The organism is Bacillus sp. GM2 (assembly GCF_056155945.1).
This window is the reverse complement of record NZ_JBRKSZ010000008.1, coordinates 976893-1002907: the sequence shown is the minus strand read 5'-3', so window position 1 is coordinate 1002907 and position 26015 is coordinate 976893. Positions and strand designations below refer to the sequence as shown.

Genomic DNA, 26015 nt, shown 5'->3' with positions numbered 1-26015 from the left:
CACTCCATTATGATTTTTCCTTTTTCTCTTGTGATTGAAGAAGCGCTCCGTCCCGTGCATCCACGATAAATTCTTCGTGAATGGTTTTATCGTCCGTTTTGCGCTCCACTTCGATCCGCCAAACGGGCACGAAAATTTGAGCGCTTGCCAGCGGATACTGCGTGAAATAGCCAAGCTCGGCTGATTTAATTTTGCTGTACTTCTTCAAATAATCCGGGTAGTACAAAGCTTCAACCGCGCCGACTGCAGAGATCAGATTTTCCGTTTTGACTTCTTTAATATCCTGCAGCATTGACTGCTTATAAGACACGACTTCGTTTTTATTATTCAGGTACAGAACGACTTCGCCCATCTCGTTGTTATCATCATTTTGCCGGTCCTGAAAAATGTAATTCCCATTATAGGTTTGGAAGAAAACGATCTGTTTTCCGGACTTATCGACCTTCCAAAGCTTGTACTTATTGCCGTCGATAATCTCTTCATTCACGATTTCCTTTGCTTTTGTCTTCATATCCGTTTTCGGAAGCGCAATGGGTGTTTCAAACTCCATTTCTATTTCTGTCAAAGCGTTCTCTTTTGCGGTATTCATTAACGCCTTCGGCTTTTGCCCTTTTAACGATTTAATCTCGCTTTGCTTAAAGACTCGCTTTTGTGCAGAGATTGAGGAGCCTTTTGACGTCTCTTTAGACAAATTGCCGTATGAAATATGGTCTGCTTTCATATCCTCCTGCAGCGTTGATTTTTCTAAAATCGGAAACTGATTGTTGCTGCGCTTATCAAAGTATTGAAAGGCCAAAAAGATATCAAGGATGAGGAAGACGATAATGAAGATTGTTTTTGTTCTATTCCACTCCATTTTCTATGCCCTCCTTCACCGCTGAATCCTTCTTTGATACCGGCTTTACCGTACCGTTTATTTTAATGCACCATGTCGGCACAAGTTTGACAAGAGGGTCTTGTTCCTCTGATACTGAGACCATTTCATAGGCGGGGAAAATTTGCTCAATCTTATCAAAGTCATACTCTTCATTGTCTTGCAGGAACTGAATCAATTCTTCTCCGCTCATGATTTCTTTATCCTTTTTGCTGACCGGATTTGCGTTTGCGCCCAAGACATATGTCGGGTGTTTATAGTCCAATATGTCGTTGTTTGCCCAGCGAAGTTCAATCGATGTCGTTCCGAAAGGCTGGTTTTGGCTGTTAACGACCGGCAGCTGATCCATAAACAGATTAAAGTTGATCTGCTGATTTTCATTCAAACCGAAAAATTGATAATCATCCGTCCAGCTTCCCGTGTCGTTTAAATATTTGAAGCTTTTATTGATCAGCTCTCCATTTTGATAAGAAGTACTCGGTTCCAGGTTGCGGTGCTGGAACTTAATCTGTCTGTTGTTCGAGTAGATCTCCAAAAGGCTTGTTCCATCCGTATATACCGGTCTGTTTAAGTTGGTTTCCTGCCGCACGGTTTGCGGATCATCAAATAAAGCTTTTTTAAAACGCGTCGGGCTGATCGTTTCTGTAAAATACTCTTTTTCAGACAGCTTCAGCCGATTAACCGGAAGCAAGACATCTCTGCGCGAATTGATTGCAAAATCCTCATAAAGAGGCATCTGCGACTTTTCTTTTTCAATGTCTGAAAGGATGTTGCGGTAATTTGCCGATTCAATCACCGCTTCAACAACCGTCTCTTTGCTGAAGGATACAAAATAGATCTTCTTCATGCCCCGTCCTTCATTGAAAGGAAGAACGATTCTGTCAAAAGAGTTGTATTCATAAGAATTGGCGGACCATTTGAAAAGCGGCTGCAGCACATCGATCGGAATGTTGTCGCTGAAGACGAGATCCAATTTGGAGTCTTTATTTTTAGCGTATAGCCAGTTTTTGAACTGCTGCCTGTCAAATTTGTCCGAGATATCCTTTAACGATTTGACTTCCCATCGTCCCATGTCATCCCAGAGCTGAGAATAGAGCGTCGTGTCATTCAGCAAATAATGCTGTCCATTCTCATGAATGAACATTTGCTGCGGTTTGACGGCTTCATTTAACAACTTTGTCTGGTTTGTAATCGGCTGTTTGTCGCTGACCTGAGCCTGTGAGTCTTCAACTTTTTCGTAATTCCCCTGAAATCCCCAAATATTAAAAGTAAAAAGAAGACTGATCAAAACCAAAAGGGACAGTATTATCGTTTTAATTGTTTCACGCTTCATCCCAATCATCCTCTTGTTCTTCTTTATACGGCAGGGTAAATGTGATCGTTGTTCCTTTTCCTTCGATGCTGTCGGCCCAGATGTCGCCGCCATGGGCTTGTACCATTTCTTTTGCGATCGCAAGACCGAGTCCCGTACCGCCGAGTCTTCTTGTTCTGGCTTTATCTACACGGTAGAACCGCTCGAAGATCTTCTCCACGTCTTTTCTCGGAATGCCGACACCTTCGTCTTTGACACTGACATAAAGAAGCTCTTCTTCTTCATTTACATCAACAGAGAACGTGATATGGCCTCCTTCAGGGGAATATTTCAATGCATTTGAAATGATATTATCCAGCACTTGCGTAATCTTGTCCGGATCGATTTCAACATACAATTCTCTATCCGGCAGATTGCTGATAAACTCAACATGCTGCTCTTTCGTCATTTCAAAGCGTTCAATAATCAATGAGAAGAAACGGATAAAATGAATCCATTCTTTATTGAATTGATAATCTTTGCTATCAAACTTTGAAAGCTGCAGCAGGTCGTTGACAAGCCTGATCATGCGCTCTGTTTCATTCTGTGTCACATTCAAGAAGCGCGGCGCAATGTTTGGATCCTGCCATGCCCCTTCCGCAAGCGCTTCTAGGTAGCTGCGCATCGTTGTGAGCGGCGTTCTGAGCTCGTGGGAGACATTTGCAACAAACTCTCTCCGCTCTTGATCGATCTGCTCTTGTTCTGTGACATCGTAAATGACCGCAATCAATCCGTCGATCTTTCCGTGTTCTTTTTGGATGACCGAGAAATTGACGCGGAGCACAGACGTCCGTTCTTCCTGTTCAATTTCAAGAAGCAGGGAATCCTGCTGTTCAACCAAATCTTCAAACGTGTATTCGTCTTCAAGGCCGAGCAGCGAAGTGATCGGCATTTCAAGAGCCGTTTCACGTGAAACATTTAGAAGCTCCAGCGCCGGCGTATTAAGCAAAATAATCGCGCCATTTCGGTTAGTCGCGATAACTCCGTCTGTCATATACGCAATAACAGAAGATAGTTTTTTTCGTTCGCCTTCTGTCATGGACTGAGCTTCTTTCAGCTCTCTTGTTAAATAATTAAACGTTGTGGCCAGCTGGCCGATTTCGTCGTTTCCGTACTTCCTGACTTTTCTTGAGAAATTTCCTTTCGCCAGTTCAATGGCCTGTTTTCTCATATCTGACAGCGGATGTGTAATCGTTCGCGCGACAAAAATCCCGAGAAAAGCAGTGATTCCAAGCGCAATAAAAGTTCCAGACGCTAAAATGGTGTTGATCGTCCGGATTTGATTGTAGACATTATCCATCGATGCCACGACGTAAATGGCCCCGATTGTCTCTTGATTCGATTTTTTAATCGGTGTGACCGAAATCCGCACTTTGCTGTCCCGCTCCGGGTCGAAAAATTTATTTTCGTATGGAATGCCGACAAGCAGCGTCCTTTTGATAATGCCCTCTGTTGTCTTTTTCCCCGCCACCTCCCGGTTATAAGGATTGGAGGTCGCGATGACTTCATAGCTTTTATCAATCAGACTGACTTCGAGAATTTCTCCTTCTTTGCTGAAATCATTTAGAATCCGCTCTGCATCTTCCTTCAAGGTAGACGAGGAAGATGTGCTTCTATCCTTCGTCATTTCCTGTTCCAGATAATACGATAGGTTGTTCACCCGCTGATCAAGAGAGTCATTATATGATTTAAGAAGTGACTTCTCCATCTCATTGACAAAGTAGACGCCGATAATCTGCATGGCGACGATAATCAGCAGAACGTATATTAAGGTAAACTTAAAATGAATCGAGCGAAAAAAACTTACTTTATTCATTTGTGTATTAGTCCTGTTCCGGATTTCTCAAATAGTAGCCGACACCGCGCCTTGTAACGATCCAGCTTGGGTGACTCGGATTATCCTCGATTTTTTCGCGAAGGCGTCTAACCGTAACGTCAACTGTCCGGACATCCCCAAAGTAGTCGTATCCCCACACGGTTTGCAGAAGATGTTCACGCGTCATGACTTGCCCGATATGTTTTGCAAGGTAATGCAGCAGTTCGAATTCCCGATGTGTCAGCTCGATTGTCTCGTCGCGTTTTGAAACGACATAGGCATCCGGAAAAATGACGAGCGATCCGATTTGAATTTCGTTTGAAGACGATTCTTCTTCGGCAGGAGCCGCTGTGTTCTGTCTTCTCAGGTTCGCTTTGACACGCGCCAGCAGTTCGCGGGTGCTGAACGGTTTTGTCACATAATCGTCAGCGCCCAGTTCAAGGCCGATGACTTTATCGATTTCCGAATCCTTTGCTGTCAGCATAATGATGGGCATATCATATTTTTTGCGGACTTCACGGCACACTTCCACACCGTCTTTATTCGGAAGCATGATGTCGAGCAGAATCATATCAGGGTTGAGATCCTCAACCATCTGAAGCGCTTCATTGCCGTCGTATGCGCAATGGACTTCATAGCCCTCTTTTTTCAGATTAAACTCTAAAATATCAGCAATCGGCTTTTCATCATCTACAACTAGTATCTTTTTTTCCATTATTCATTCCTCCTGGTTCAGAGTTTGGATACAGCCAGCGGATGGCTGTCTATGTTTTATATCAAAGTACACTGCATGTCATCATTAAAAAAACACTTTCTAGAAATCGAAATAGATTTCTTATACATTATAACGTTTATGAAGCAAAAGTTAAAAAAATAGTTCAAAGGAAAACGTTTGGAAATTAAATCCACGCTCTATTTTTCCGCTTTTATCACAACAATTAAATTTTTGTGACTTTTTTTACTGAAAAATGAAACATTTTATGCTTTAAAGCCGTCTATATAGTAACGTCTTCTTCTTCGGCCGGGTTACCGGCCTCCCTTTTTTTCTCCTTTTCATTCCTTCAGCATTTTTATTTCATTGATTTCAGCTAAAAGAAAACGCATCTGCTTAAAAACAGACGCGCTTTTTAGAGTGGCTCGGGACGGAATCGAACCGCCGACACACGGATTTTCAGTCCGTTGCTCTACCAACTGAGCTACCGAGCCGGGTATGTATGTAACTTTTTATAAAATGGCGGTCCGGACGGGACTCGAACCCGCGACCTCCTGCGTGACAGGCAGGCATTCTAACCAACTGAACTACCGGACCTTGCATGATTACAGTACCTGCTTCAGAGAAGAATCGTGGTCTCCTCCGAAGCAAGCGGGGATTTAGCAATAACGCTAAAGTAAATCAATGACCCGTACGGGATTCGAACCCGTGTTACCGCCGTGAAAGGGCGGTGTCTTAACCACTTGACCAACGGGCCAGGGAAATGGTGAGCCATGAAGGACTCGAACCTTCGACCCTCTGATTAAAAGTCAGATGCTCTACCAACTGAGCTAATGGCTCAAGATTAAATGACACCCTTAAAATAACGACGTCCACATCTCAGGAAGCTTTTTCGGGATGTCTCTCGATGTGTACGCTGAAGCGAATTCTCCGAAGCGTATTCGGACGTGCTCTACCAACTGAGCTAATGGCTCGTCTCGTTGTTTTCGCAACAACGAGATTTATATTATCATAGAACGAACAGAAGTGGCAATATATTTTTTTATTTTTTTCTATTATTTTTTCCCTTCGTGATGATACTCCGCCCCTTCGCGGTTCAGCCAGTGCATGATTCCATTCGGATGGAATACAGACAACAGCCGGTCAGCTTCATGAAGCGGCACCCACTTGGCTTCAACAATGTTCTCGTCAAACGTGATGGCATCCGGACGGTCGGTGATCCGTGCTCTAAAGACGATGAAATATACATGCTCGCTGCTGATCACCGCTTCATTTACGGCTAAAATATCAAGAGGCTGAATTCCATAGCCAGTTTCTTCCTTCATTTCTCTCGCCGCGGCTTCCGTCAGCGATTCTCCAGCTTCCACCTTGCCGCCCGGCAATGTCCATGATTGATTTTTCTTGTTTTTCACCATCAGAATGTCTCCGTTCTCTTCCGCGAATGAATATACAACATCGACACGTTCCACCCGTTTGCCCTCCTTGTCATTGAAAAACAAAGCCCCTGCGGACTGCAGAGGCTCTTCTAGAATTTAGTTCGGACGATAAACGCTTCTCACCACATTTGTTTGAGAGCGGTCAGGACCGACTGAGAAAATGGAAAGCGGAATGCCTGTCAGCTGAGAAACTCGCTCAAGGTAATGGCGGGCATTTTCAGGCAGGTCGCTCAAGCTTTTCGCGCCCGTGATATCTTCGGTCCAACCCGGCATTTCTTCATAGACAGGCTCACATTCAGCGAGCGCTTTTAAGCTTGCCGGGAACTCTTCCAGGATCTCGCCGCGGTATTTGTAAGCGACACAGATTTTCAATGTTTCAATACCGGTCAATACGTCAATTGAATTTAATGAAAGGTCGGTAATTCCGCTGACGCGGCGGGCATGGCGGACAACCACGCTGTCAAACCAGCCGACGCGGCGCGGCCGACCTGTAGTTGTTCCGTATTCGCGGCCGACCTCACGGATTTGGTCTCCGATCTCATTGTTCAGCTCTGTTGGGAACGGACCGTCTCCGACACGCGTTGTGTAAGCTTTCGACACACCAACGACGTGCTGGATTTTTGTCGGTCCTACACCTGAGCCGATCGTCACGCCGCCGGCGACAGGGTTTGAAGACGTGACAAACGGATATGTCCCTTGGTCGATATCAAGCATAACCCCTTGCGCCCCTTCGAATAAGACGCGGCGGCCGTCATCAAGTGCGTCGTTTAAGACGACGGACGTATCGCAGACATATTGTTTGATCTGCTGGCCGTACTCATAGTATTCGTCTAAAATGTCTTCTATTTTAAATCCTTCCGCATCATACATTTTTTCTAGCAGACGGTTTTTTTCTTCCAAATTGCGGGCGAGCTTTTCTTCGAAAACGTCCCTGTCCAACAGATCGGCGATCCGGATTCCGACGCGAGCGGCTTTATCCATATAAGCCGGGCCGATTCCTTTTTTCGTCGTGCCGATTTTATTGGCCCCTTTCCGCTCTTCTTCGACCGCATCAAGCTTTAAGTGATACGGCAGAATGACATGGGCCCTGTTGGAGATTCTCAAGTTGTCCGTGCTGACGTTCCGCTCATGAAGATAAGCCAGCTCCGTTACCAATGCTTTCGGATCAACAACCATTCCGTTGCCGATCACACACGTTTTATCCTTATAAAAAATACCGGATGGAATCAAATGCAGTTTGTACGTTACCCCGTTGAATTTAATCGTATGTCCTGCGTTATTTCCGCCTTGGTACCGTGCGATTACCTCTGCATTTTCGGAAAGGAAATCGGTGATTTTGCCTTTTCCTTCGTCACCCCACTGCGTACCTACAACAACTACTGAAGACATATCCGTGCACCTCCGTTAACCTTTTCAAACGATATCAATATCAAACACATTCAGTTTATCAGTGTCATCCCGTAAAGTCAATTGTAAATCCGAACATTAATTTTAACGTTGAACATTTTTGTTCGTTATTATAAAGCGAATTTCATATATTTTCTTTTTAATAGACAGTCTGTAAGTCAAATCTTAAAAAAACCGTTTTTCTTGGACAATGATACATAAAAAACCGACAACGCAAATATTCAATAAGTAAGGAGGGAGATGCCGATGGAGACGGTATTAATTTTTGCATCAGTTTTATCGCCGATCATTTTGGCTTTGGTCGAATTGGTGAAGAAGACGGTCAAAGTGCCGAAAAATTTGATTCCGCTCGTTTCACTCTTGATAGGTTTGCTGATCGGTGCCGCAGCATATCCTTTTACAGACCTTGAACTGGTGCTCCGTTTATGGTCAGGAGGACTGGCCGGATTAACAGCGACGGGTTTATTTGAAATCGGTAAAAACCGCAATGCAAGAAAAAAGAAAAATCCCTGAGAACATGTCTCAGGGATTTATGCACCAGGCGCAACACCCGCGTCATCAAACCGGCGTTCCAGGTTGACGAACTTATTATATTCTTTTACAAAAGCGAGTGAGACGGTCCCGACCGGGCCGTTCCTTTGTTTTGCAATAATGATTTCAATGATGTTTTTATTCTCAGATTCTTTGTCATAGTAATCATCACGGTACAGGAACGCAACGATATCGGCGTCCTGCTCGATACTTCCCGATTCCCGGATGTCCGACATCATCGGACGCTTATCCTGGCGCTGTTCGACGCCCCGGGAAAGCTGTGAAAGGGCGATGACCGGAACTTCAAGCTCCCTCGCCAGCGCTTTCAGCGCACGGGATATTTCCGATACTTCCTGCTGGCGGTTGTCACTTGATCTGCCGCTTCCTTGGATCAGCTGCAGGTAGTCGATCAAAATCATGCCGAGGCCGTTCTCCTGCTTTAAACGTCTGCACTTGGAACGGATTTCGCTGACGCGGATTCCCGGTGTGTCATCGATGAAAATTCCGCTGTTTGATAAGCTTCCCATCGCCATTGTCAGCTTGCCCCAATCCTCTTCCGTCAGGTTTCCGGTCCGGAGATTCTGGGCGTTGATGTTGCCTTCCGCACAGAGCATCCGCATGACCAGCTGCTCGGCGCCCATCTCAAGGCTGAAGATCGCGACGCTTTCATCGGTTTTCGTCGCCACGTTTTGGGCGATGTTTAAGGCAAAAGCGGTTTTGCCGACTGACGGACGGGCGGCTACGATGATCAAATCGTTTCTTTGAAAGCCCGCCGTCATCCTGTCAAGCTCGGTAAAACCTGTCGGAATCCCGGTGATGTCCCCTTTTCTGTTGTGGAGCTGTTCAATATTATCGTAGGTTTGAACGAGAACATCTTTAATATTTTGAAAGGCCCCGGAGTTTTTGCGCTGGGCGACTTCCATAATCGTTTTTTCTGCTTCGCTTAAGAGGTCTTCGACTTCATCCTCCCTTGTATATCCGTCTTGGGCAATCGTCGTTGCTGTACGGATCAAGCGGCGGAGAATCGATTTTTCTTCCACGATTTTTGCATAATACTCTATATTAGCCGCAGTCGGCACAGAATTTGCAATATCCGTCAAATAAGAAATGCCGCCAACCTCTTCCAAAAGGTCCGTGTTCGCAAGCTCTGATGTCACCGTCACCAGGTCTACAGGCTCGCCGCGGTCTCCAAGAACAAGCATGGCGTTAAATATTTTTTGGTGCGACATTCTGTAAAAATCATCTGGAATCAAGACTTCTGACGCCAAAGTTAAAGCTGATGGTTCTAAAAAAACAGCACCTAACACGGCCTGTTCGGCTTCGATATTTTGCGGCGGCAGCCTGTCATTCAGAAGATCTGTCATGTTAAGCACCGTCCTCCCATTTAAAAATAACCCAACGTCTATTTTACCATTTTTACAGAAAAAAAATAGACTCTTGCAGAATCGCATGTTGTAGAAATATTTTCATAGAAAGGGAGAACAGCTGTCGGAATGTTTGCTTCCCTGATCTATACGGGAAACAAATCAGTAAACAAGTTTCGGGAGGTTGTTTTTCATGAAGGTTTATACGGTATCACCAAATGCCGAGACAGACGGGTGGTTTTTGAAACTGGAAGATACGGCGCCTGTTGAGCTTTATGATACAAGGACAGAGGCCGTGGAAAAAGGAGAAGAGATGGCGAAAGAGAACCGTCCTGCGAAGCTTGTCATCTATGACCGGCAGGACAACAAAGAAGACGAACGGTCTTATTAAACACCTCGGCCGAGGTGTTTTTTTAAAGATTCCACAATTAATCCACCCGGCTGTTCCAACTGTTTTTCAAGAGAATGCTGACCATCAAATCGGTCGCATGTTGGTACAAATCCCATTCTTCATAGGCCGCAAATTTCATCCGCAGCGTTTGCAGCACATTGCGCATATCTTTGTACTCTTCAAATGTGTAAAGCCCTTTTGCTCTGATCTGCTGTTCATACAATTTCTTTTTCAGCTCCGATATCGTCGATTTCAAGACGATCACCTCCGCTTTATTTATATCGCTTTTTTCTTTTTCTTCCAACTCACTTGTCATATGATGTTACAATATATATTGGAGTCAATATTCACTGTTGCGTACTCTGCGCGCTGGGGTACAATATAAAATGGAGGACTTTATGAAACCTTTACAAATTTCTGCCGAAACGGCGCAAAAACTTTCGGAAACCTTAAATCTTCCTCTTGAACAAATCATGCATTTGCCGCAGCATATCCTGCTTGCGAAAATTGCCGAAATTCAGAAGAAAGATCAATAGTAACCTTGGATGATGGTCCGGGTTTCTTTTTCATGTCACTTTTCCACCTGGAAGCAAAGGAGAATACAGCATGCATTACATTGACGCTCGACGCGCCCGTTTGAACAATATCTTTTTGATTGCAGGAATCATATTTATCGCTTTTAATTTAAGACCGGCTATTACAGCTGTCGGGCCATTGATCAGTTCGATCCGCTCGGATATGGATTTGACGAACGGCATGGCCGGCTTCTTGACGACGCTGCCGCTGTTATCGTTCGCCGTCCTGTCCCCGGTCGCCCCTAAGCTCGGACAGAAGCTTGGCAATGAGAGAACCCTCTGGGTCGGATTGGTCATCTTATTGATCGGAATTTTGCTGCGCTCTTACGGAGAATCTATTACATTATTTGCAGGAACCGCATTGATCGGAGTCGGCATCGCAATCTGCAATGTGCTGCTGCCCAGCCTGATCAAACATAAATTTCCTGACAAAGCGGGAATTATGACAAGTTTCTATACAACAGCCATGTCGATTTTTGCGGCGCTCGCATCAGGGATCAGCATTCCGTTGTCGCACGGCTTAGCGTGGGGATGGAGCGCGTCGCTCATGGTTTGGGCGGGCCTCGCGTTTGTTGCGATTTTGATCTGGGTTCCCCAGCTCCGCTATCATGATACGGGAAACCGCACGGTCAGCTTAAAGGCAGACGGCCAAACGGTCTGGCGCTCGAAAATTGCCTGGCAGGTCACATTCTTTATGGGCATACAGTCGTTTTTGTTTTACTGCACGATCGCCTGGCTGCCTGAAATTCTCCGCTCGCACGGGATGAGCATGTCGCTTGCCGGCTGGATGCTGTCGCTGATGCAGTTTGCCAGCCTCCCGTCGACATTTTTGACTCCGGTTCTCGCCGGGCGGTTTCAAAACCAGAAAAGCATCGTGCTCGCCCTCGGCATCCTATACTTGGCGGGGATGTCAGGGCTATTGTACGGAGGCAGTACAGCGATGCTGACGCTATGGGTCATTTTAATCGGAATTGGACAAGGGTCCAGCATCAGTTTAGCCTTGACTTTAATCGGGCTGAGAAGCGAAAATGCCGATCAAGCCGCGGCATTATCAGGGATGTCGCAATCCGCCGGATATTTGCTGGCAGCGATTGGTCCAAGCTTTGTCGGTTTTCTTTACGATCACATGCACTCATGGAACGGACCGATTTTACTGTTCATCGGCGCGCTGGTCGCTTTGATCGGTGCAGGACTCGGTGCGGGAAGAAATCAATATATCTATGCTAAAGCAGCATAACGAAGCCGGCAGATAAGCCGGCTTTTTTTTTGAATATAACCTGACAAACCAGCGGCCAAATAAACCGTGATGCCGTATGATCAGATTTGACAAAAATAATTCACTTATTGGTCTAGACAACTAGAGTTGTAATGTTCTATACTGATGATAACGTTTTCAAGAAAGGACTTTTGACTGTGAAAACCAAACCATCTCAACGCTATATTTTTAAACATCTTCATATTTACAGTGAAAATGGAATGATAGAAGACGGTTTTCTTCTGACGAATGGAGAAAAAATCGAGGCTTACGGACCAATGGCTGATATTCCAGCTTCCGCACAAACGGCAGAACAGCTGACATTTCCGGAGAACTTCAAAGTGCTGCCGGGCATGATCGATGTCCACATTCACGGGGCAAACGGCGCAGATGTCATGGACGGAACAGCCGAGGCTTTGCAAACAATGGCTGAAGCCCTGCCGAAAGAAGGAACGACAAGCTTCCTTGCGACGACGATGACCCAAGATAAAGCCACGATCGAGCATGCGCTGGCAAACGTTCACCGGTATAGGGAAGCCGGCGGACGGCCCGGAACAGCCGAAGTATTAGGCGTTCACTTAGAGGGCCCTTTTATTTCAGAAAAGCGGTGCGGCGCCCAGCCGCCGGATGACATTATAGCGCCGGATCTTTCGTTATTTAAAGAATGGCAGCGCATCTCAGGGAATAACATTAAATTAGTCACACTTGCGCCAGAGCTGGAAGGGTCTTTGGAACTAATTTCCTTTTTGAAGGAAACAGGGGTCATCGCATCCGCAGGCCATTCCGACGCCGGACTCAAAGAGATGGAAGCCGCGATTAAGGCCGGCCTCTCCCATGTCACCCATTTGTTCAACGGCATGCGAGGGCTGCACCACCGCGAGCCGGGGACTGCCGGTAGCGCTCTTCTGCATGATGAACTGAAGGCTGAAGTCATTGCCGACGGCATCCATGTTCACCCTGCCGTCATCAAGCTGGCATTTCAGCAAAAACAGAAAGAAGGCATCATTTTAATTACGGATGCCATGCGCGCAAAATGCTTGAAAAATGGAACCTATACATTAGGCGGACAGGAGGTGTTCGTAAAAGGCGAAAAAGCCGTATTACGGGATGGTACGCTTGCCGGCAGCATCTTGAAGATGAACCAGGCTGCACTGAACATGATGGATTTTACGGGATGTTCACTCGAAGATATCGTCTACATGACAGCAGTCAATCCTGCCAGACAGCTTCATATTTATGACCGGAAAGGCAGCATACGGAGCGGGAAAGATGCCGATTTGATCATTTTAAATGAAAAAAATGAAGTTGTGATGACGCTTTGCAAAGGCGTGATTGCTTTCAGCAAAAGGGAGGTTTCACCATGAAGATCATTGAAGCTAAAGATTATCAGGACATGAGCCAAACAGCCGCCCGATTCATCATCGAGCAAGTGAATCGCTTATCTGCACCTGTTCTCGGCCTTGCAACCGGAGGAACGCCTCTCGGCACATATCAGGTTTTAAGGGAAGATCATGCGCGTAATAAAACGACTTACAAGCACGTCTATACTGTTAACTTAGACGAGTATGTCGGCGTTTCCCCGGATCATGAAAACAGCTATACATTCTATATGAAAAAACAGCTTTTCGATCACATTGACATCCCGCTCAGCCACACCCATCTTCCGAACGGGATGGCTTGTGACCTGGATGCCGAATGCAGCCGCTATGAAGCGCTGATCGAGCGGCTTGGAGGCATTGATCTTCAAGTGCTCGGCCTCGGCTTGAACGGCCATATCGGATTTAACGAGCCGGGCACCCCATTTTCATCGAAAACGCATACGGTTGAACTGACACAATCAACGAAAGAAGCCAATGCCCGCTATTTTGATTCCTATGACGCCGTCCCGTCGCAAGCAATAACGATGGGCATTTCCACGATCATGAAAAGCAAGCAGATCCTGCTGCTCGTTTCAGGAGAGAAAAAAGCCGGCATCTTGGCGAAGCTGCTCACTGAAGAACCAAATGAAGACACCCCCGCTTCCGTCTTAAAAACGCACCAAGACGTCGTCATCATAGCGGACAGCGATGCTTTATCAATCGTGAAAGAAAGGGGTATGGCCTTTTGATCAAAAAAGATTCCCACATTCCGATTTACTATCAGATTGAGACCGAAATTAAAAAGCTTGCCGAAACAAAAGATTTGAAACCCGGCGACCTCATTCCTTCTGAAAGAGAGTTCGCAGAAAAATATGAGGTGAGCAGGATGACCGTTCGACAGGCGGTTAACAATCTCGTCAATGAAGGCATTCTCGTCCGGCAGCGGGGAAAAGGGACATTTATTGCCGAGCCAAAAATTGAGCAGCCTCTCAAAGGATTGACAAGCTTTTCCGAGGACATGAAATCAAGGGGCATGAGGCCCGGCACGAAAATGCTCGGCTTCGGCGTCATCCCGTGCGACCAGAGCACAGCGCGCAAACTGGAGATACGTGAAGGGGCTTCCGTCTATGAAGTCAAACGGATCCGCCTCGCCGATGACATCCCGATGGCTTATGAAATCTCCTATTTGCCCGCCGACTTCATTAACGGCCTGACCGAAGACATTATGAGCGCATCTTTGTACGACTATGTCGAAAATACGCTCTCCCTTACGATCGACCGGGCCGCGCAAACACTAGAACCGGCGATTGCCTCTCAGGCAGAGAGCGAGCCTCTCGACATAGAGGAAGGCGCACCAGTCCTGCTCATTGAACGCTTGAGCTATTTGGACGACGGCAGACCGTTTGAAGTGGTCAAATCCGTTTACAGAGGCGACCGCTATAAATTCGTCATTGATATGAAGAGGAAAGACCAATGAGGAAGACAGAGGATACGAACGACAAAAGCACAGCACTTGATGAAATGAATGCTTTAGATATCGTCACCTTGATGAATGAGGAGGATCACACAGTCCCTCGCGCCATTACGCCCTGCCTTCCCCTGATCGCTGAAGCGGCGGAGACGATTGTCAGCCGTTTTGAGCAAGGCGGAAGAGTGTTTACCGCAGGCGCCGGCACAAGCGGCAGAATCGCAGTTCTTGATGCCGCGGAACTGCCGCCGACCTTCTCTATTGACGAGAGCCGTTGGACCGGCCTGATCGCCGGCGGATATGACGCAATGTGGATGCCTCTTGAAGAAAATGAAGATGACCGTGAAAAAATCGTCGCTGACCTGAAAGCGCAATCATTCTCGAAAGATGACGTCTTAATCGGAGTCACTGCGAGCGGTTCGACCCCTTATGTCCTCGGCGCTTTATCCTATGCCAAACAGATCGGAGCCGCTTCTGTTTCGATCAGCTGCAACGCGGATACAGAAGCGGGCAAATTAAGCGATATCGCGATTGAGGTTCAAACAGGACCGGAAATTATCCGCGGTTCAACGCGGCTGAAAGCAGGAACCGCTCAGAAAATGATCTTGAACATGCTGTCAACAGCGGCAATGGTGAGGCTTGGCCGCGTCTATCAAAACGAGATGGTGAATATGAGGCTGCTCAATCAAAAATTAGCCGGGCGCGCTGTCACCATTCTGATGAATACCACCGGGTTATCGGAGGATGAGGCTCTGCAAGCTTTAAAAGAAAGCGGCAATGACATCAAGGCAGCGATCTTTATGACGTTGACAAACGGAACGCTTGAAGATGCCCGCCGCTGTTTATCCCATGAAAATGGACATTTGAAAAAAGCGATTCAATATCATCGAAAGGGGTTTTAACTATGTTGGGATTTCTTCAAAATATCGGCCGCGCGCTCATGCTGCCGATTGCCGTTCTTCCTGCTGCGGGCCTCCTGCTCGCACTGGGACGGGAAGACCTGTTAAACATTCCGTTTATCGCTGCTTCAGGACAATCAATTCTTGACCAACTTCCGATCATCTTTGCGATAGGCGTTGCGATCGGATTGTCAAAGGATGGCCACGGGGCCGCCGCTCTGTCCGGAGCCATCGGTTATTTTGTCCTGACAGGCGGCTTAGCAGCCATCAATAAGGACCTGAACATGGGAGTTCTCGGCGGGATTATTGCAGGCGTTGTCGCCGCCGTCATGTATAACCGCTTTAAAGATGCAAAGCTGCCTGACTGGCTCGGTTTCTTCGGCGGAAAACGCAGTGTTCCGATTATGACAGCCTTCTGTTCCATCATTCTTGCAGGCATTTTCGGCTTCGTCTGGATTTATGCACAGCAGGCAATTGACGCCATTGGAGGATGGATCATTCATGCGGGGGCATTAGGGGTCGGGATATTCGGTCTTTTAAACAGGCTGCTTTTGCCGCTCGGCCTTCATCACATCTTAAACAACATGGTCTGGATGGTCTTTGGAGAATTTGCAGGCAAAACGGGTGACATGAACCGGTTCTTTGCCGGAGATCCAAGCGCCGGCGCCTTTATGACAGGGTTCTTCCCGATCATGATGTTCGGTCTTCCTGCGGCGTGTCTGGCGATGATTGCCGCTGCGAAAAAGCATCGCCGCAAAGCAACGGCCGGGTTGCTGATCGGATTGGCGTTCACATCATTTTTAACCGGAATCACAGAGCCGATTGAGTTCACATTCATGTTCCTGTCGCCGCTTCTCTTCGGTATTCATGCCTTGTTAACCGCAAGCGCCATGACCGTGACCAATATGCTCGGCATCCATCACGGCTTTACCTTTTCAGCCGGGACGATCGACTATCTCTTAAACTTTGGAATCGCCACAAAGCCGCTGCTCTTGCTGCCGCTTGGTCTTGTTTACGGCATTATTTATTTCATCATCTTTTATTTCTTGATAACGAAGCTCAATTTGAAAACGCCTGGACGAGAAGATGACGATGAGCAGGAAAACACCGCTGTCAGCCCTGACACAGGATCGTCTAAATACGAAACCCTTGCGGACAAATACATCGAAGCGCTTGGCGGAAAAGAAAACATCGAGACGCTGAACAACTGCGTGACCCGCCTCCGCCTCAAGGTCCGCGATGCTTCCAAGCTGGATGAAAGCGCGATGAAATCCATGGGAGCGAAGGGATTCGTCAAGCTCAATCAGCACGAGGTGCAGGTGATCATCGGTACAGACGTCGAATTCTTGGCGAATGAAATGAGAAAACGTACGGAATAAAAGATAAGCCCCTTCTGAGGAAGGGGCTTTGTTACTTTATGATTGCTCTTTCACGTGAACTTTCAGTGTTGCTTGTACTTCCGGATGGAGCTTCACGGGAACATTCGTATATCCCAATGAGCGAATCGCATCGTTTAATTCGATTTTGCGTTTGTCGACTTTTAACTGATGGCCTTTTTGCAGCGCATCTGCAATTTGTTTGCTTGTCACGGAGCCGAATAAACGGCCGCCTTCTCCGGACTTGGCTGAAAGCTCCACCGTAATCTCCTCAAGCTGTTTTTTCAGCTCTTTCGCAGATTTTAGTTCTTCAGCCGCTTCTTTCTTCTCTTTTTTCTTCTGACCTTCAAGCGCGCTGATATTGGCGGATGTCGCTTCAACAGCCAGCCCTTTTTTGATCAAAAAGTTGTGCGCGTATCCATCCGCTACATTTTTCACTTCGCCTTTTTTCCCTTTGCCTTTAACATCCTGTAAGAAAATTACCTTCATTTCTGAATGCCTCCTTCGAAATACTCGTCAATCGCTTCTTTCAGTCGGCGGAGCGTTTCTTCAACCGTGATATCGGTCAGCTGTGTCGCAGCATTGGTTAAATGACCGCCGCCCTCGAGCGCTTCCATAATGATTTGAACATTTACTTCGCCGAGCGATCTTGCGCTGATACATACCGTGTTCTCGTCTCTTCTCGCCACAGCAAATGACGCTTCGACATCGCTCATAGACAGAAGAGAATCCGCGGCTTGTGCAATGATAACCTGGTCAAAGTATTCGTCCGCCTCATCGTCCGGCAGCGATGCAATGGCGATGCCGTTTTGATAAAAAACGGTATGCTGGATAAGCTTCGCCCTTTTAATATAATGATCGGCCGTTTCTTTTAAAAACTTTTGCACCAATACAGTGTCAGCGCCTTTTGCGCGCAGATAAGACGCCGCATCGAACGTACGGGAGCCGGTGCGCAGCGAGAAGCTCTTCGTATCGACAATAATCCCGGCCAAAAGAGCTGTTGCTTCGATCATGTTGATTTTTAAGCGCTTCGGCTGGTATTCGAGCAGCTCTGTCACAAGCTCCGCTGTAGATGAAGCGTACGGCTCCATATAGACAAGCAGCGGGTCTTTAATAAACTCTTCCCCTCTTCTATGATGATCGATAACGACGATATTTTCAATTTTATTGACCAGCCTTTCTTCAATGACAAAAGAAGGCTTATGCGTATCAACGATCACGAGCAGCGTGTCGTCTTTTGCGATCTCAAGCGCCTCTTCCGGCGTAATAAACCTGGACCACAGTTCTTCGTATTTTTTAATCTCCCCGATCAGTCTTTGAACACTTGAACCGATCTGATTGGAGTCGATCACGACAAAGCCGTCTTTGCCGTTTGCCTGTGCGACCTTCAAAATCCCGATGGCTGATCCGATCGAATCCATATCGGGAAACTTATGACCCATGATTATCACATTGCTGCTTTCAGAGACAATCTCCTTGAGCGCGTGTGAAATGACCCGGGCTCTGACGCGCGTCCGTTTTTCCATAGGATTCGTCTTACCGCCGTAAAACTTCACTTTCCCGTTCGGCTGCTTGATTGCCACCTGATCTCCTCCGCGTCCCAGCGCCAAGTCAAGGCTGGATTGCGCCAAATCGCCGAGCTCTTTCAAAGAGGCAACAGATGCACCGATTCCGATGCTTAACGTCAAGGAAATGGTATGAACGGATGTCTTCTCCCGAACTTCATCAAGAATCGAAAACTTTGATGCTTCTAGCTCGCTTAAAATATGTTCGTTTAATACGCCGATGAACCGCTCAGAGGAAACCCGTTTTAAGAAAATGCCGTACTCTTGGGCCCACTGGTTCAAAAGCGATGTTACTTCACTGTTTATCGAGCTTCTGGTCTGGTCATCAAGCCCTTGCGTCACATCGTCGTAATTATCGAGAAAGATGTAGGCAAGGACCGTTCTTTCATTTTCGTATTGTCTCTCAATCTGCGTCTGCTCTGTGACATCGAAGAAATAAAGCAGCTTTTCTTCCCGTTTGATAACCACATTAAATTTCCGCTCATTCAGCGTAATCGTTTCTGTGTCCACTTCCTGCTTAATCAAAGGGACGACAGATTCACAAGTATCATAAAGCGACCGGCCGACGAGCGTATTTTCATTAAAGCATGACGCCATAAAAGGATTGGCCCACTCGATATAGTACTGATCGTTAAACAGCATGATCCCGATCGGCATTTCGAGCAGCGCCTCTTCCCCGACTTTTTTCAGACGGTAAGACAGCGTCGATATATAATCGTCCAGCTCTTTTCTGATTTGGGAGTCCGCCCGTCTCAAAAAGTACAATATGACACCCAGAATCAGAACGCCGGCCGCTCCTGCCACCCAATTAAAATAAATGTTGATGAGGACAGAAATGATTGTGACGACGATTAAAGAATATATGGGGTATCGAAATAACGGTTTTTCATAAAAACTTGGCACTCAAATCAACTCCTCACCATTGGAGAACATCGTGGCTACGATTTTTTTACTCTTTCTCTCAAGTTAAAGCCTATGTCAATTATACCTAAGATGCGAACAAGGTACATCAGGGGCGAAAACAACCCGATAATTAAAAAAAGAACCGGCAGGACAGTTGGCAGTTTCTTGGCATGGCAAAAGTAAAACACAAATGAAAACCCTTGAATGATCAAGACAAAGCCCATGATGAGACTCGCATTTAGCAGAATGGAGTAATATATGCTGCCCTCTTCAACGGGAGCCAGCGACAGAAGAATCGTCAATAAATAGATCCAAATCATGCTTTGCGGAAGCCTCATATCCCTGAACGGTTTCAAAGACGGTATTTGGATGATGCGCCGAAGCACCGGCTTGGCGAGCAGGTGATTCAAAAACGCGGTGATTCCGGAAAATATCACAATGGCTGTCGGATATAAATATTGCGCCTGTTTGAATTGTTCATTCAGCAATTCGATCTGTTTAGCCGCTTCTTTATCATTTCCAAACTGTTTGATACTTGATTCAAAGGTTTTGATTGTTTCATTATATGCTTGATTGGCCGTCTCTATTAAGTTTAACCCGAGAAACTGAATGCTGATGAAAAGCAGCAGCACGATCGAAATCATGTATGTAACAGCTGATGCAGCAATCGCTTGGGCTGGCTCTTTTCTTCTGTAGAAAAAGCCCATGATCACACCCGCAGCACTTACTGGAATAGCAAACATCAGCCCGCCTAAGGAACCGGCAATCAACGAAACGGGTAAACTGACCAACCCTACCGAAATCCCGGGCTTTGGACCGTGCCTGATTGTTTGAACCATGGCAGGCAGCGGCAGCGTCAATAAAAGAATGGTTCCGATAAAAGGCATATAGAGGCTGATCATCAGCAAAACGGCAAAAATACTGACCATGATAGCGCCTTCTACTAAAGCTCTTGTTTGTTTCACTTGTTCACCTCGTATGTTTAAATGTCATGAATCAAAAAGAGCAGCATAGACGACTGCTCTTTTCTAACGCCGAAAATTTCATTTTCAAATAAAGACGATGAGATGAGCAGGTCTCGGCCTTCTCTCATTGTTTCTTTATTCTAACATAAGGTCAAATCGCAAGTAAAACGATCATAAGGCTTGAGAAAACGAGTAAATGTTCCATGTGAAACACTGTCAGTCGAGAAACCCCGACTTCTCTTTATTTTTCTTTCTCGCTTTTCTGATCAACAACAATATAATCAAAATTGCGATCAGAAGCGTCACGCGAAGCCCGCCACTCAAGAATAGAAAAAAGTCCTTCAACACATCCAACACATTGATCACCTCTCATTGTTGTCACTTAGATGCAAAAATCCCGTATTATTTGATTTCCCCTTTCCAAAACGGTCTAAAACGTCCCTCCGATTCTTCTATTAACCTTTTGACGGCAATGGGCATATGCTGACTAAGAAAAAGCAATAAAGGAGAATCTGCATGACAACAAAAACATTGGCTTGGCATGAAACGATGGAGTTGCATGAACTGATCGCGGCCCAGTCTGTCGGATTGGTCAAGATCAAAAAAAGCATAAAAAAAATCAGCGATCCTCAGTTAAGACAGCTTTACAGTGTTTCAGCGAAGGCATTGGAGCAAAATTTAAGGGAGCTTCTTCCCTTTTTGCCAAAAGCCCCGGCATTTCATCGGGAGGAAGAACGGGCCGACCTGTATTTTGATGCGGGTGATCTGTTGGTATTGGCGAAAACGACCGTTCGAAACTATGCGATTGCGATCACGGAAACGGCGACGCCTGAACTCAGGAGAGTGTTTGTTAAACAAATCAATGCGGCTATTAAATTGCATGAGCAAATTTTTTATTTTATGTACCAAAAAGGCTTATATCCCGCCTATAATCTCGTTGACCTGCTAAAAGGCGACGCCATGCACGCGCAAAAAGCGATATCGATGAGATAAAAAAGCCAGCAAGGATAGGATCCTTACTGGCTCTGTTTTAGGCTATTTTACAATTAAAACCGGACACTTCACTCTTTTCGCCACTTTATGGCTGACACTTCCCAGCACCATTTCCTGCAAAGTGTTCAGCCCCCTGCTTCCGATAATCACGATATCAACATCATGATGGTTGGCGTACGATACTATCGTCGGGCCCGGCTCCCCGTGCTGCATCGTCATTTGATAGGGAACGGCCGATTGTTTTAATTTATTTTCTATCGACAGCAGCCTGCTGCGCCGTTCACGTTCGAGTTCTGCACGGTTTTCGCTATGCAGAACTTCATGTTTTGCTTTCGCATAATCCAATACATAAATAACGTCAACGACCGCCTGCTTTGACATGGAAGCCAAATGAATCGCATGATCGGCCGCTCTTTCAGAATGCTTTGAGCCGTCAGCAGCCAGCAATATATTTCTATACACCCTTCATCACCCGTTTCTTAGTGATTTGACACTGAACGATGAGGCTGATCATAAGTTGCCAGTTTTTCGACCAGCTTCCAGCTGGACTCATTTAAACCAATCAAGTCAACGTCTATTCCCTGATCTTTCATTTTCAAAACGACTTTATCGATAGCCGCCACAGCGGAATCATCCCATATATGGGCCTCTGAAAAATCAAGAATGACCTTTTTCGTTTGCTCATCCGTTTTAAAAGACTTTACGAAATCTTGAACAGATGCAAAGAAAACTTGTCCTTTGATGATGTACTTGATCGCATGTTCTTCTGACGTTTCTTCAATCTTCAATTTAGAAATTTTCGCCACGAAGAAGATCGCGCTCAAAATAACACCGGCGAAAACCCCTTTTGATAAATCGTGGGTCGCCACAACGGTAATAACGGTCACAAGCATGACAATGGAATCCGTTAGCGGCACCTTTCTTAACATGCTGAACGAAGACCAGTCAAACGTACCGATCGATACCATAATCATCACACCGGCTAAGGCCGCCATCGGAATCTGTACGACCCAGTCGCCCAGCACCATGATCAAAAACATTAAGAAAACGCCGGCAACCAAAGTGGACAAGCGGCCTCTTCCTCCTGATTTCACATTGATCACAGACTGGCCGATCATCGCGCATCCCGCCATGCCTCCGAAAAACCCGGCGACAATGTTGGCGATGCCCTGTCCGCGGCTTTCCTTGTTTTTATCGCTTTCCGTATCCGTCATATCATCAACAATAGAAGAGGTTAATAATGACTCAAGCAAGCCGACGATGGAAAGCGCAAATGCTGTTGGAAAAATAATGGCCAACGTCTCAAAATTGAAAGGAATATTGGGGATCATAAAAGCAGGCAATGATTGCTTTATTTCTCCCAAATCACCGACAGTGCGCAAATCAAAATGGCCAAAAATAGCAAATGCAGTCATCGCAATAATAGCAACAAGTGCAGATGGAACGGCTTTTGTAAAGCGGGGAAGAACATAGATAATCAACAACGTAATCCCGACCACAACATACGTCATATTCGAAACTCCAACAAAATGAGGAACCTGCGCCATAAAGATTAAAATGGCGAGCGCATTTACGAAACCTACCATAACCGACCGCGGAATAAATTTCATAAAGCGCGCAATCTTCAGCACCCCAAATATCAATTGGATGATTCCCGTTAAAATCGTAGCAGCAAATAAATAATCAAGCCCGTGATCCCTGACCAAAGATCCCATCAAAAGAGCCATCGCCCCGGTCGCGGCTGATATCATCGCCGGACGGCCGCCCGTAAAGGAAATGACAACAGCAATACAAAAAGATGCGTACAAACCGACCATCGGGTCTACACCCGCAATGATGGAAAACGCTATGGCTTCAGGAATGAGAGCAAGCGCTACGACGATACCCGAAAGGATATCCCCCCGTACATTAGAAAACCATTCGCTATTTAATTGTTTAACATTCAAAGATTCAACACCTCGTTCGTAATCATTTGCTTCTAACTCTCATAGAAGCCATCTGTTTTTAACATGTTTCACTTTAGCAGACCTGTATCAAAATGTCTATATGGTTTTTTTTCCGCGGCCGTTTACTCCCCGCAATCCCGTGGAAATGAACACGAAGAAATTAAGAATGTAATTTTGAAAAGAGTCCAATCTAATCATTAGAGGAGGTTTCAATATGGCGCAAGAGCTGGAAAAACGACCGGGGCATACAAGATGGTATATTTCTTCTTTATTAAGCAGCATGATCATTTTAAATTACTTTGACCGTGTTGCTATTTCAGTCGCGGCTCCTGCGATACAGGATTCCTTTCAATTGACGGCAACCCAATTAGGCATTGTCTTTTCTATCTATACCTATTCATACACGCTGATGCAGATTCCGGTCGGGAGTCTCTTGGACAAGTACGGCGTTGCCTGGGTAACAAGGGTCGGAATGACCGTATGGAGTTTTCTAACCATTATATTGGCTTTTTTACAGGGGAAATTGCTTCTTTATATTGTCAGATTTTTAATCGGGCTGACGAGTGCTTCAGCATTTCCTGCCGCTTCCAAAGCCACGGCCTTATGGTTTCCGCAAAATGAGCGCGGTCTTGCCAATTCCCTGTTCGACTCAGCGGCCAAGTTCGCAAATGTCATCGGTGCGCCTCTCGTTGCCTTTTTAGTCACGACATTTGACTGGCGAGCCGCTTTTTTAACGATTGGAATCATCAATGTACTATTTACCGTATTTTTCTGGATGTACTATGAACAACCCGATCGGCACAAACGAATCTCAAAAGAGGAGCTCCATTACATTCAAAAGCATAATGCCGTATCAGAGGAAGACATCTCGGAACGGACGCTCATTGCTTTAAAAGCAATGCTTGCAAACCGCAAAGCATGGGGGCTGATGATCGGATTCACGGGTTATGGCTATACATTCAACCTGCTCTTAACCTGGCTCCCGACTTTCTTTAAAGAAACATACGGAATGGATATTATGTCATCGGGGCTGTTTACTGCGGTTCCCTGGCTGATATCGACGATTTCCGGAATCGTTGTGGGCGGATGGCTCGTCGATTTTTTAATTCAAAAGGGGCATTCGAATACAAAAGTATACCAGACCATTATCGCAATCGGCATGAGCCTTGGATTTGCCTTTTTGGGAGCTGTCTTCACGCACAACATCACGATCGCGATCATCTGCATTTCCGTCGGCTTAGCCGGAATATCTGCGACTGCGCCCGTTGGCTGGTCGATATCAGCTGATATTGCACCGGCTGGTTCCATCTCTCTGCTTAGCTCAATGGTCAATTTGGCAAATAACTTATTCGGAGGGATTATCGCGGTTTCTTTAACGGGTTATCTGGTCGATGTGACCGGTTCATTTACGCTCAGCTTTCTAGTAGCCGGGTTTGTTTTACTGCTTGGACTCGTGTTCTACCTTGCAGTCCTCGGCGACATCAAACGGATACAGATTGGTAAGCAGGAAACCTGAATACTGCAGGAAACGACCCGGTTTTTGATGAATAAAAAAAGAACAAGACCGTATTGGGTCTTGTTCCTTTTATCGGCTTACTCGCCTGCTACGTATGGAAGTAAAGCCATTTGACGAGCGCGTTTGATTGCAACAGTCAATTTACGTTGGTATTTCGCGCTTGTTCCTGTTACACGGCGTGGTAAGATTTTACCGCGCTCAGAGATAAATTTTCTAAGAAGATCTACATCTTTGTAGTCGATGTGCGTAATGCCGTTAGAAGTGAAATAACACACTTTACGGCGTTTCGCACGACCGCCTCTGCGTCCTCCTGCCATCGTTATTTCCCTCCTTTCTATTCTGGTTTTGTTTTATTCGTCCGTCATCCATTAAAATGGCAAGTCGTCATCAGAGATGTCAATCGGCTTTCCATCGTTTGCGAATGGATCGTCATTGAAGCTGTTGCCTTGATTGCGATTCTGATTGTTTTGACTGCCGCCGAATGGAGCCGGTTCATTCTGTCCGCCGCCAAAGTGTTGGCCTCCCTGGCCTCCGCTGTAACCGCCTGAACCAGAACCGCCGCCTTTAGGCTCCAGAAATTGAACACTTTCAGCTTGAACTTCCGTAACGTATACACGCTGTCCTTGCTGATTTTCATAGCTGCGCGTTTGCAAACGTCCATCTACACCCGTAAGACTTCCCTTTTTAAGGAAATTCGCAACGTTTTCGGCTTGTCTTCTCCAGACAACACAGTTGATGAAATCAGCTTCACGTTCACCCTGCTGATTCGTAAACGTACGATTGACAGCAAGCGTAAAGGTGGCAACAGCTGCACCGCTTGGAGTATAACGAAGCTCTGGGTCCTTTGTCAGTCTGCCGACTAAAACAACTCGGTTAAGCATATTGAGAGACCATCCTTTTGCTTTAGAGTATATAATTCAATTCTGTTTATTCTTCTTCTTTAACCACGATGTGGCGAATGATGTCATCACTGATTTTAGCTAAACGGTCAAATTCTTGAACTGCTTCAGCTCCAGCTTGAACGTTTAAGATTTGGTAGAATCCGTCGCGGAAATCGTTGATTTCGTACGCAAGACGGCGTTTTCCCCAATCTTTTGTTTCAGTGACCTCCGCACCGTTAGTTGTTAAAATGTTGTTAAAACGCTCAACAACAGCCTTTTTAGACTCTTCATCAACGTCTGGGCGGATGATGTACATGATTTCGTACTTTCTCATTTGTATTTGCACCTCCTTTTGGACTAAGCGGCCCATTATATTGGGCAAGGAGCAATAATCCTATTACTCACAATTTTATATTATATCAAAGCTCTTGTC

At 46.0% G+C, this 26015-nt stretch carries 28 protein-coding genes and 4 tRNA genes; 11 read left to right on the top strand and 21 right to left on the bottom strand.

Annotation, left to right across the window (positions count from 1 at the left end; translation table 11 throughout):
* Nucleotides 1-7: 7 nt before the first annotated feature.
* From ACVC9U_RS19825 to ACVC9U_RS19780, 10 genes are all read right to left on the bottom strand, one after another.
* The gene (locus tag ACVC9U_RS19825; protein ID WP_021837842.1) at nt 8-856 is read right to left on the bottom strand and encodes a two-component system regulatory protein YycI; all 849 of its coding nucleotides are present in this window, start codon (nt 854-856) and stop codon (nt 8-10) included.
* A complete protein-coding gene (locus tag ACVC9U_RS19820; RefSeq protein WP_003177963.1) occupies nt 843-2207 on the bottom strand; it encodes a YycH family regulatory protein in 1365 nt (454 codons plus the stop codon). The genes ACVC9U_RS19825 and ACVC9U_RS19820 overlap by 14 nt, the downstream gene beginning before the upstream one ends.
* Nucleotides 2197-4041 carry a cell wall metabolism sensor histidine kinase WalK gene (walK, locus tag ACVC9U_RS19815; protein WP_003177965.1) on the bottom strand — a complete coding sequence of 615 codons (1845 nt, stop codon included), beginning with the start codon at nt 4039-4041 and terminating at the stop codon, nt 2197-2199. The genes ACVC9U_RS19820 and walK overlap by 11 nt, the downstream gene beginning before the upstream one ends.
* A gap of 7 nt (nt 4042-4048) precedes the next feature.
* Complete coding sequence (walR, locus tag ACVC9U_RS19810; protein WP_003177967.1) at nt 4049-4756, bottom strand: cell wall metabolism DNA-binding response regulator WalR; 708 nt, start codon at nt 4754-4756, stop codon at nt 4049-4051.
* Between the two features lie 418 nt (nt 4757-5174).
* Nucleotides 5175-5247: transfer RNA gene (locus ACVC9U_RS19805), tRNA-Phe, on the bottom strand.
* A 26-nt stretch (nt 5248-5273) separates the two neighbouring features.
* A tRNA-Asp gene (locus ACVC9U_RS19800) sits at nt 5274-5350 on the bottom strand.
* 88 nt (nt 5351-5438) lie between these two features.
* A tRNA-Glu gene (locus ACVC9U_RS19795) sits at nt 5439-5510 on the bottom strand.
* Nucleotides 5511-5517: 7 nt separating this feature from the next.
* Nucleotides 5518-5593: transfer RNA gene (locus ACVC9U_RS19790), tRNA-Lys, on the bottom strand.
* A 215-nt stretch (nt 5594-5808) separates the two neighbouring features.
* Complete coding sequence (locus ACVC9U_RS19785) at nt 5809-6222, bottom strand: NUDIX hydrolase (protein WP_009330020.1); 414 nt, start codon at nt 6220-6222, stop codon at nt 5809-5811.
* A 63-nt stretch (nt 6223-6285) separates the two neighbouring features.
* Entirely contained in the window at nt 6286-7578 is a 1293-nt protein-coding gene (locus tag ACVC9U_RS19780; protein WP_003177974.1) for an adenylosuccinate synthase, read from the bottom strand.
* Nucleotides 7579-7842: 264 nt separating this feature from the next.
* Here ACVC9U_RS19780 and ACVC9U_RS19775 point away from each other — a divergent pair, with 264 nt between their 5' ends.
* On the top strand, nt 7843-8109 hold the full coding sequence (locus ACVC9U_RS19775) for a holin (protein WP_003177977.1): 267 nt from the start codon (nt 7843-7845) through the stop codon (nt 8107-8109).
* Between the two features lie 17 nt (nt 8110-8126).
* Here the strand turns inward: ACVC9U_RS19775 and dnaB are convergent, their stop codons facing one another.
* The gene (gene dnaB / locus ACVC9U_RS19770) at nt 8127-9491 is read right to left on the bottom strand and encodes a replicative DNA helicase (protein WP_003177980.1); all 1365 of its coding nucleotides are present in this window, start codon (nt 9489-9491) and stop codon (nt 8127-8129) included.
* Nucleotides 9492-9684: 193 nt separating this feature from the next.
* Here dnaB and ACVC9U_RS19765 point away from each other — a divergent pair, with 193 nt between their 5' ends.
* Complete coding sequence (locus tag ACVC9U_RS19765) at nt 9685-9882, top strand: DUF2188 domain-containing protein (protein WP_003177982.1); 198 nt, start codon at nt 9685-9687, stop codon at nt 9880-9882.
* Between the two features lie 37 nt (nt 9883-9919).
* Here the strand turns inward: ACVC9U_RS19765 and ACVC9U_RS19760 are convergent, their stop codons facing one another.
* Complete coding sequence (locus tag ACVC9U_RS19760; RefSeq protein ID WP_369878904.1) at nt 9920-10147, bottom strand: hypothetical protein; 228 nt, start codon at nt 10145-10147, stop codon at nt 9920-9922.
* 133 nt (nt 10148-10280) lie between these two features.
* Here ACVC9U_RS19760 and ACVC9U_RS19755 point away from each other — a divergent pair, with 133 nt between their 5' ends.
* From ACVC9U_RS19755 to nagE, 7 genes are all read left to right on the top strand, one after another.
* The gene (locus tag ACVC9U_RS19755; RefSeq protein WP_009330022.1) at nt 10281-10418 is read left to right on the top strand and encodes a YycC family protein; all 138 of its coding nucleotides are present in this window, start codon (nt 10281-10283) and stop codon (nt 10416-10418) included.
* A gap of 70 nt (nt 10419-10488) precedes the next feature.
* Nucleotides 10489-11694 (top strand): CynX/NimT family MFS transporter, encoded by a 1206-nt coding sequence (locus ACVC9U_RS19750; protein ID WP_003177989.1) that lies wholly within the window; start codon nt 10489-10491, stop codon nt 11692-11694.
* 131 nt (nt 11695-11825) lie between these two features.
* On the top strand, nt 11826-13076 hold the full coding sequence (nagA, locus tag ACVC9U_RS19745) for an N-acetylglucosamine-6-phosphate deacetylase (protein WP_016885627.1): 1251 nt from the start codon (nt 11826-11828) through the stop codon (nt 13074-13076).
* Nucleotides 13073-13819, top strand: coding sequence for a glucosamine-6-phosphate deaminase (gene nagB / locus ACVC9U_RS19740; RefSeq protein WP_003177993.1), 747 nt, complete (start codon nt 13073-13075; stop codon nt 13817-13819). Before nagA ends, nagB begins: the two co-directional genes overlap by 4 nt.
* Nucleotides 13816-14547 (top strand): GntR family transcriptional regulator, encoded by a 732-nt coding sequence (locus tag ACVC9U_RS19735; RefSeq protein WP_003177996.1) that lies wholly within the window; start codon nt 13816-13818, stop codon nt 14545-14547. Before nagB ends, ACVC9U_RS19735 begins: the two co-directional genes overlap by 4 nt.
* The gene (murQ, locus tag ACVC9U_RS19730) at nt 14544-15440 is read left to right on the top strand and encodes an N-acetylmuramic acid 6-phosphate etherase (protein WP_016885626.1); all 897 of its coding nucleotides are present in this window, start codon (nt 14544-14546) and stop codon (nt 15438-15440) included. Before ACVC9U_RS19735 ends, murQ begins: the two co-directional genes overlap by 4 nt.
* Before the next feature lie 2 nt (nt 15441-15442).
* On the top strand, nt 15443-16816 hold the full coding sequence (gene nagE / locus ACVC9U_RS19725) for an N-acetylglucosamine-specific PTS transporter subunit IIBC (protein ID WP_003178000.1): 1374 nt from the start codon (nt 15443-15445) through the stop codon (nt 16814-16816).
* A 36-nt stretch (nt 16817-16852) separates the two neighbouring features.
* Here nagE and rplI read toward each other — a convergent pair whose 3' ends face one another.
* The 4 genes from rplI to ACVC9U_RS19705 form a co-directional block, all read right to left on the bottom strand.
* On the bottom strand, nt 16853-17302 hold the full coding sequence (gene rplI / locus ACVC9U_RS19720) for a 50S ribosomal protein L9 (RefSeq protein ID WP_003178003.1): 450 nt from the start codon (nt 17300-17302) through the stop codon (nt 16853-16855).
* Nucleotides 17299-19281 carry a DHH family phosphoesterase gene (locus ACVC9U_RS19715; protein ID WP_020453634.1) on the bottom strand — a complete coding sequence of 661 codons (1983 nt, stop codon included), beginning with the start codon at nt 19279-19281 and terminating at the stop codon, nt 17299-17301. The genes rplI and ACVC9U_RS19715 overlap by 4 nt, the downstream gene beginning before the upstream one ends.
* 35 nt (nt 19282-19316) lie before the next feature.
* Entirely contained in the window at nt 19317-20246 is a 930-nt protein-coding gene (locus ACVC9U_RS19710) for a YybS family protein (protein ID WP_020453635.1), read from the bottom strand.
* A gap of 216 nt (nt 20247-20462) precedes the next feature.
* A complete protein-coding gene (locus ACVC9U_RS19705; RefSeq protein WP_020453636.1) occupies nt 20463-20603 on the bottom strand; it encodes a hypothetical protein in 141 nt (46 codons plus the stop codon).
* Nucleotides 20604-20762: 159 nt separating this feature from the next.
* On the opposite strand from ACVC9U_RS19705, the gene ACVC9U_RS19700 reads away from it, so the two are divergent.
* On the top strand, nt 20763-21239 hold the full coding sequence (locus ACVC9U_RS19700; protein WP_144497491.1) for a spore coat protein: 477 nt from the start codon (nt 20763-20765) through the stop codon (nt 21237-21239).
* Nucleotides 21240-21281: 42 nt separating this feature from the next.
* Here ACVC9U_RS19700 and ACVC9U_RS19695 read toward each other — a convergent pair whose 3' ends face one another.
* Nucleotides 21282-21701 (bottom strand): universal stress protein, encoded by a 420-nt coding sequence (locus ACVC9U_RS19695; RefSeq protein WP_020453638.1) that lies wholly within the window; start codon nt 21699-21701, stop codon nt 21282-21284.
* Between the two features lie 17 nt (nt 21702-21718).
* A complete protein-coding gene (locus ACVC9U_RS19690) occupies nt 21719-23185 on the bottom strand; it encodes a SulP family inorganic anion transporter (protein WP_020453639.1) in 1467 nt (488 codons plus the stop codon).
* Nucleotides 23186-23399: 214 nt separating this feature from the next.
* Here ACVC9U_RS19690 and ACVC9U_RS19685 point away from each other — a divergent pair, with 214 nt between their 5' ends.
* Entirely contained in the window at nt 23400-24701 is a 1302-nt protein-coding gene (locus tag ACVC9U_RS19685; protein ID WP_025810494.1) for an MFS transporter, read from the top strand.
* A gap of 77 nt (nt 24702-24778) precedes the next feature.
* Here ACVC9U_RS19685 and rpsR read toward each other — a convergent pair whose 3' ends face one another.
* From rpsR to rpsF, 3 genes are read right to left on the bottom strand one after another with little or no spacing between them, the layout of a single operon-like run.
* Nucleotides 24779-25018, bottom strand: a complete 240-nt coding sequence (gene rpsR / locus ACVC9U_RS19680; protein ID WP_003178022.1) for a 30S ribosomal protein S18 — start codon at nt 25016-25018, stop codon at nt 24779-24781.
* 51 nt (nt 25019-25069) lie between these two features.
* Entirely contained in the window at nt 25070-25582 is a 513-nt protein-coding gene (gene ssbA / locus ACVC9U_RS19675; RefSeq protein ID WP_441391408.1) for a single-stranded DNA-binding protein SsbA, read from the bottom strand.
* Nucleotides 25583-25628: 46 nt separating this feature from the next.
* Nucleotides 25629-25916 carry a 30S ribosomal protein S6 gene (gene rpsF, locus ACVC9U_RS19670; protein WP_020453642.1) on the bottom strand — a complete coding sequence of 96 codons (288 nt, stop codon included), beginning with the start codon at nt 25914-25916 and terminating at the stop codon, nt 25629-25631.
* Between the last annotated feature and the right edge of the window lie 99 nt (nt 25917-26015).

Excerpts from the sequence above, each read along its gene's own strand:
- ACVC9U_RS19825 (WP_021837842.1), bottom strand. The coding sequence starts at position 856 with ATGGAGTGGAATAGAACAAAAACAATCTTCATTATCGTCTTCCTCATC.
- ACVC9U_RS19820 (WP_003177963.1), bottom strand. The coding sequence starts at position 2,207 with ATGAAGCGTGAAACAATTAAAACGATAATACTGTCCCTTTTGGTTTTG.
- walK (WP_003177965.1), bottom strand. The coding sequence starts at position 4,041 with ATGAATAAAGTAAGTTTTTTTCGCTCGATTCATTTTAAGTTTACCTTA.
- walR (WP_003177967.1), bottom strand. The coding sequence starts at position 4,756 with ATGGAAAAAAAGATACTAGTTGTAGATGATGAAAAGCCGATTGCTGAT.
- ACVC9U_RS19780 (WP_003177974.1), bottom strand. The coding sequence starts at position 7,578 with ATGTCTTCAGTAGTTGTTGTAGGTACGCAGTGGGGTGACGAAGGAAAA.
- ACVC9U_RS19775 (WP_003177977.1), top strand. The coding sequence starts at position 7,843 with ATGGAGACGGTATTAATTTTTGCATCAGTTTTATCGCCGATCATTTTG.
- dnaB (WP_003177980.1), bottom strand. The coding sequence starts at position 9,491 with ATGACAGATCTTCTGAATGACAGGCTGCCGCCGCAAAATATCGAAGCC.
- ACVC9U_RS19765 (WP_003177982.1), top strand. The coding sequence starts at position 9,685 with ATGAAGGTTTATACGGTATCACCAAATGCCGAGACAGACGGGTGGTTT.
- ACVC9U_RS19755 (WP_009330022.1), top strand. The coding sequence starts at position 10,281 with ATGAAACCTTTACAAATTTCTGCCGAAACGGCGCAAAAACTTTCGGAA.
- ACVC9U_RS19750 (WP_003177989.1), top strand. The coding sequence starts at position 10,489 with ATGCATTACATTGACGCTCGACGCGCCCGTTTGAACAATATCTTTTTG.
- nagA (WP_016885627.1), top strand. The coding sequence starts at position 11,826 with ATGTTCTATACTGATGATAACGTTTTCAAGAAAGGACTTTTGACTGTG.
- nagB (WP_003177993.1), top strand. The coding sequence starts at position 13,073 with ATGAAGATCATTGAAGCTAAAGATTATCAGGACATGAGCCAAACAGCC.
- murQ (WP_016885626.1), top strand. The coding sequence starts at position 14,544 with ATGAGGAAGACAGAGGATACGAACGACAAAAGCACAGCACTTGATGAA.
- nagE (WP_003178000.1), top strand. The coding sequence starts at position 15,443 with ATGTTGGGATTTCTTCAAAATATCGGCCGCGCGCTCATGCTGCCGATT.
- rplI (WP_003178003.1), bottom strand. The coding sequence starts at position 17,302 with ATGAAGGTAATTTTCTTACAGGATGTTAAAGGCAAAGGGAAAAAAGGC.
- ACVC9U_RS19700 (WP_144497491.1), top strand. The coding sequence starts at position 20,763 with ATGACAACAAAAACATTGGCTTGGCATGAAACGATGGAGTTGCATGAA.
- ACVC9U_RS19685 (WP_025810494.1), top strand. The coding sequence starts at position 23,400 with ATGGCGCAAGAGCTGGAAAAACGACCGGGGCATACAAGATGGTATATT.
- rpsR (WP_003178022.1), bottom strand. The coding sequence starts at position 25,018 with ATGGCAGGAGGACGCAGAGGCGGTCGTGCGAAACGCCGTAAAGTGTGT.
- ssbA (WP_441391408.1), bottom strand. The coding sequence starts at position 25,582 with ATGCTTAACCGAGTTGTTTTAGTCGGCAGACTGACAAAGGACCCAGAG.
- rpsF (WP_020453642.1), bottom strand. The coding sequence starts at position 25,916 with ATGAGAAAGTACGAAATCATGTACATCATCCGCCCAGACGTTGATGAA.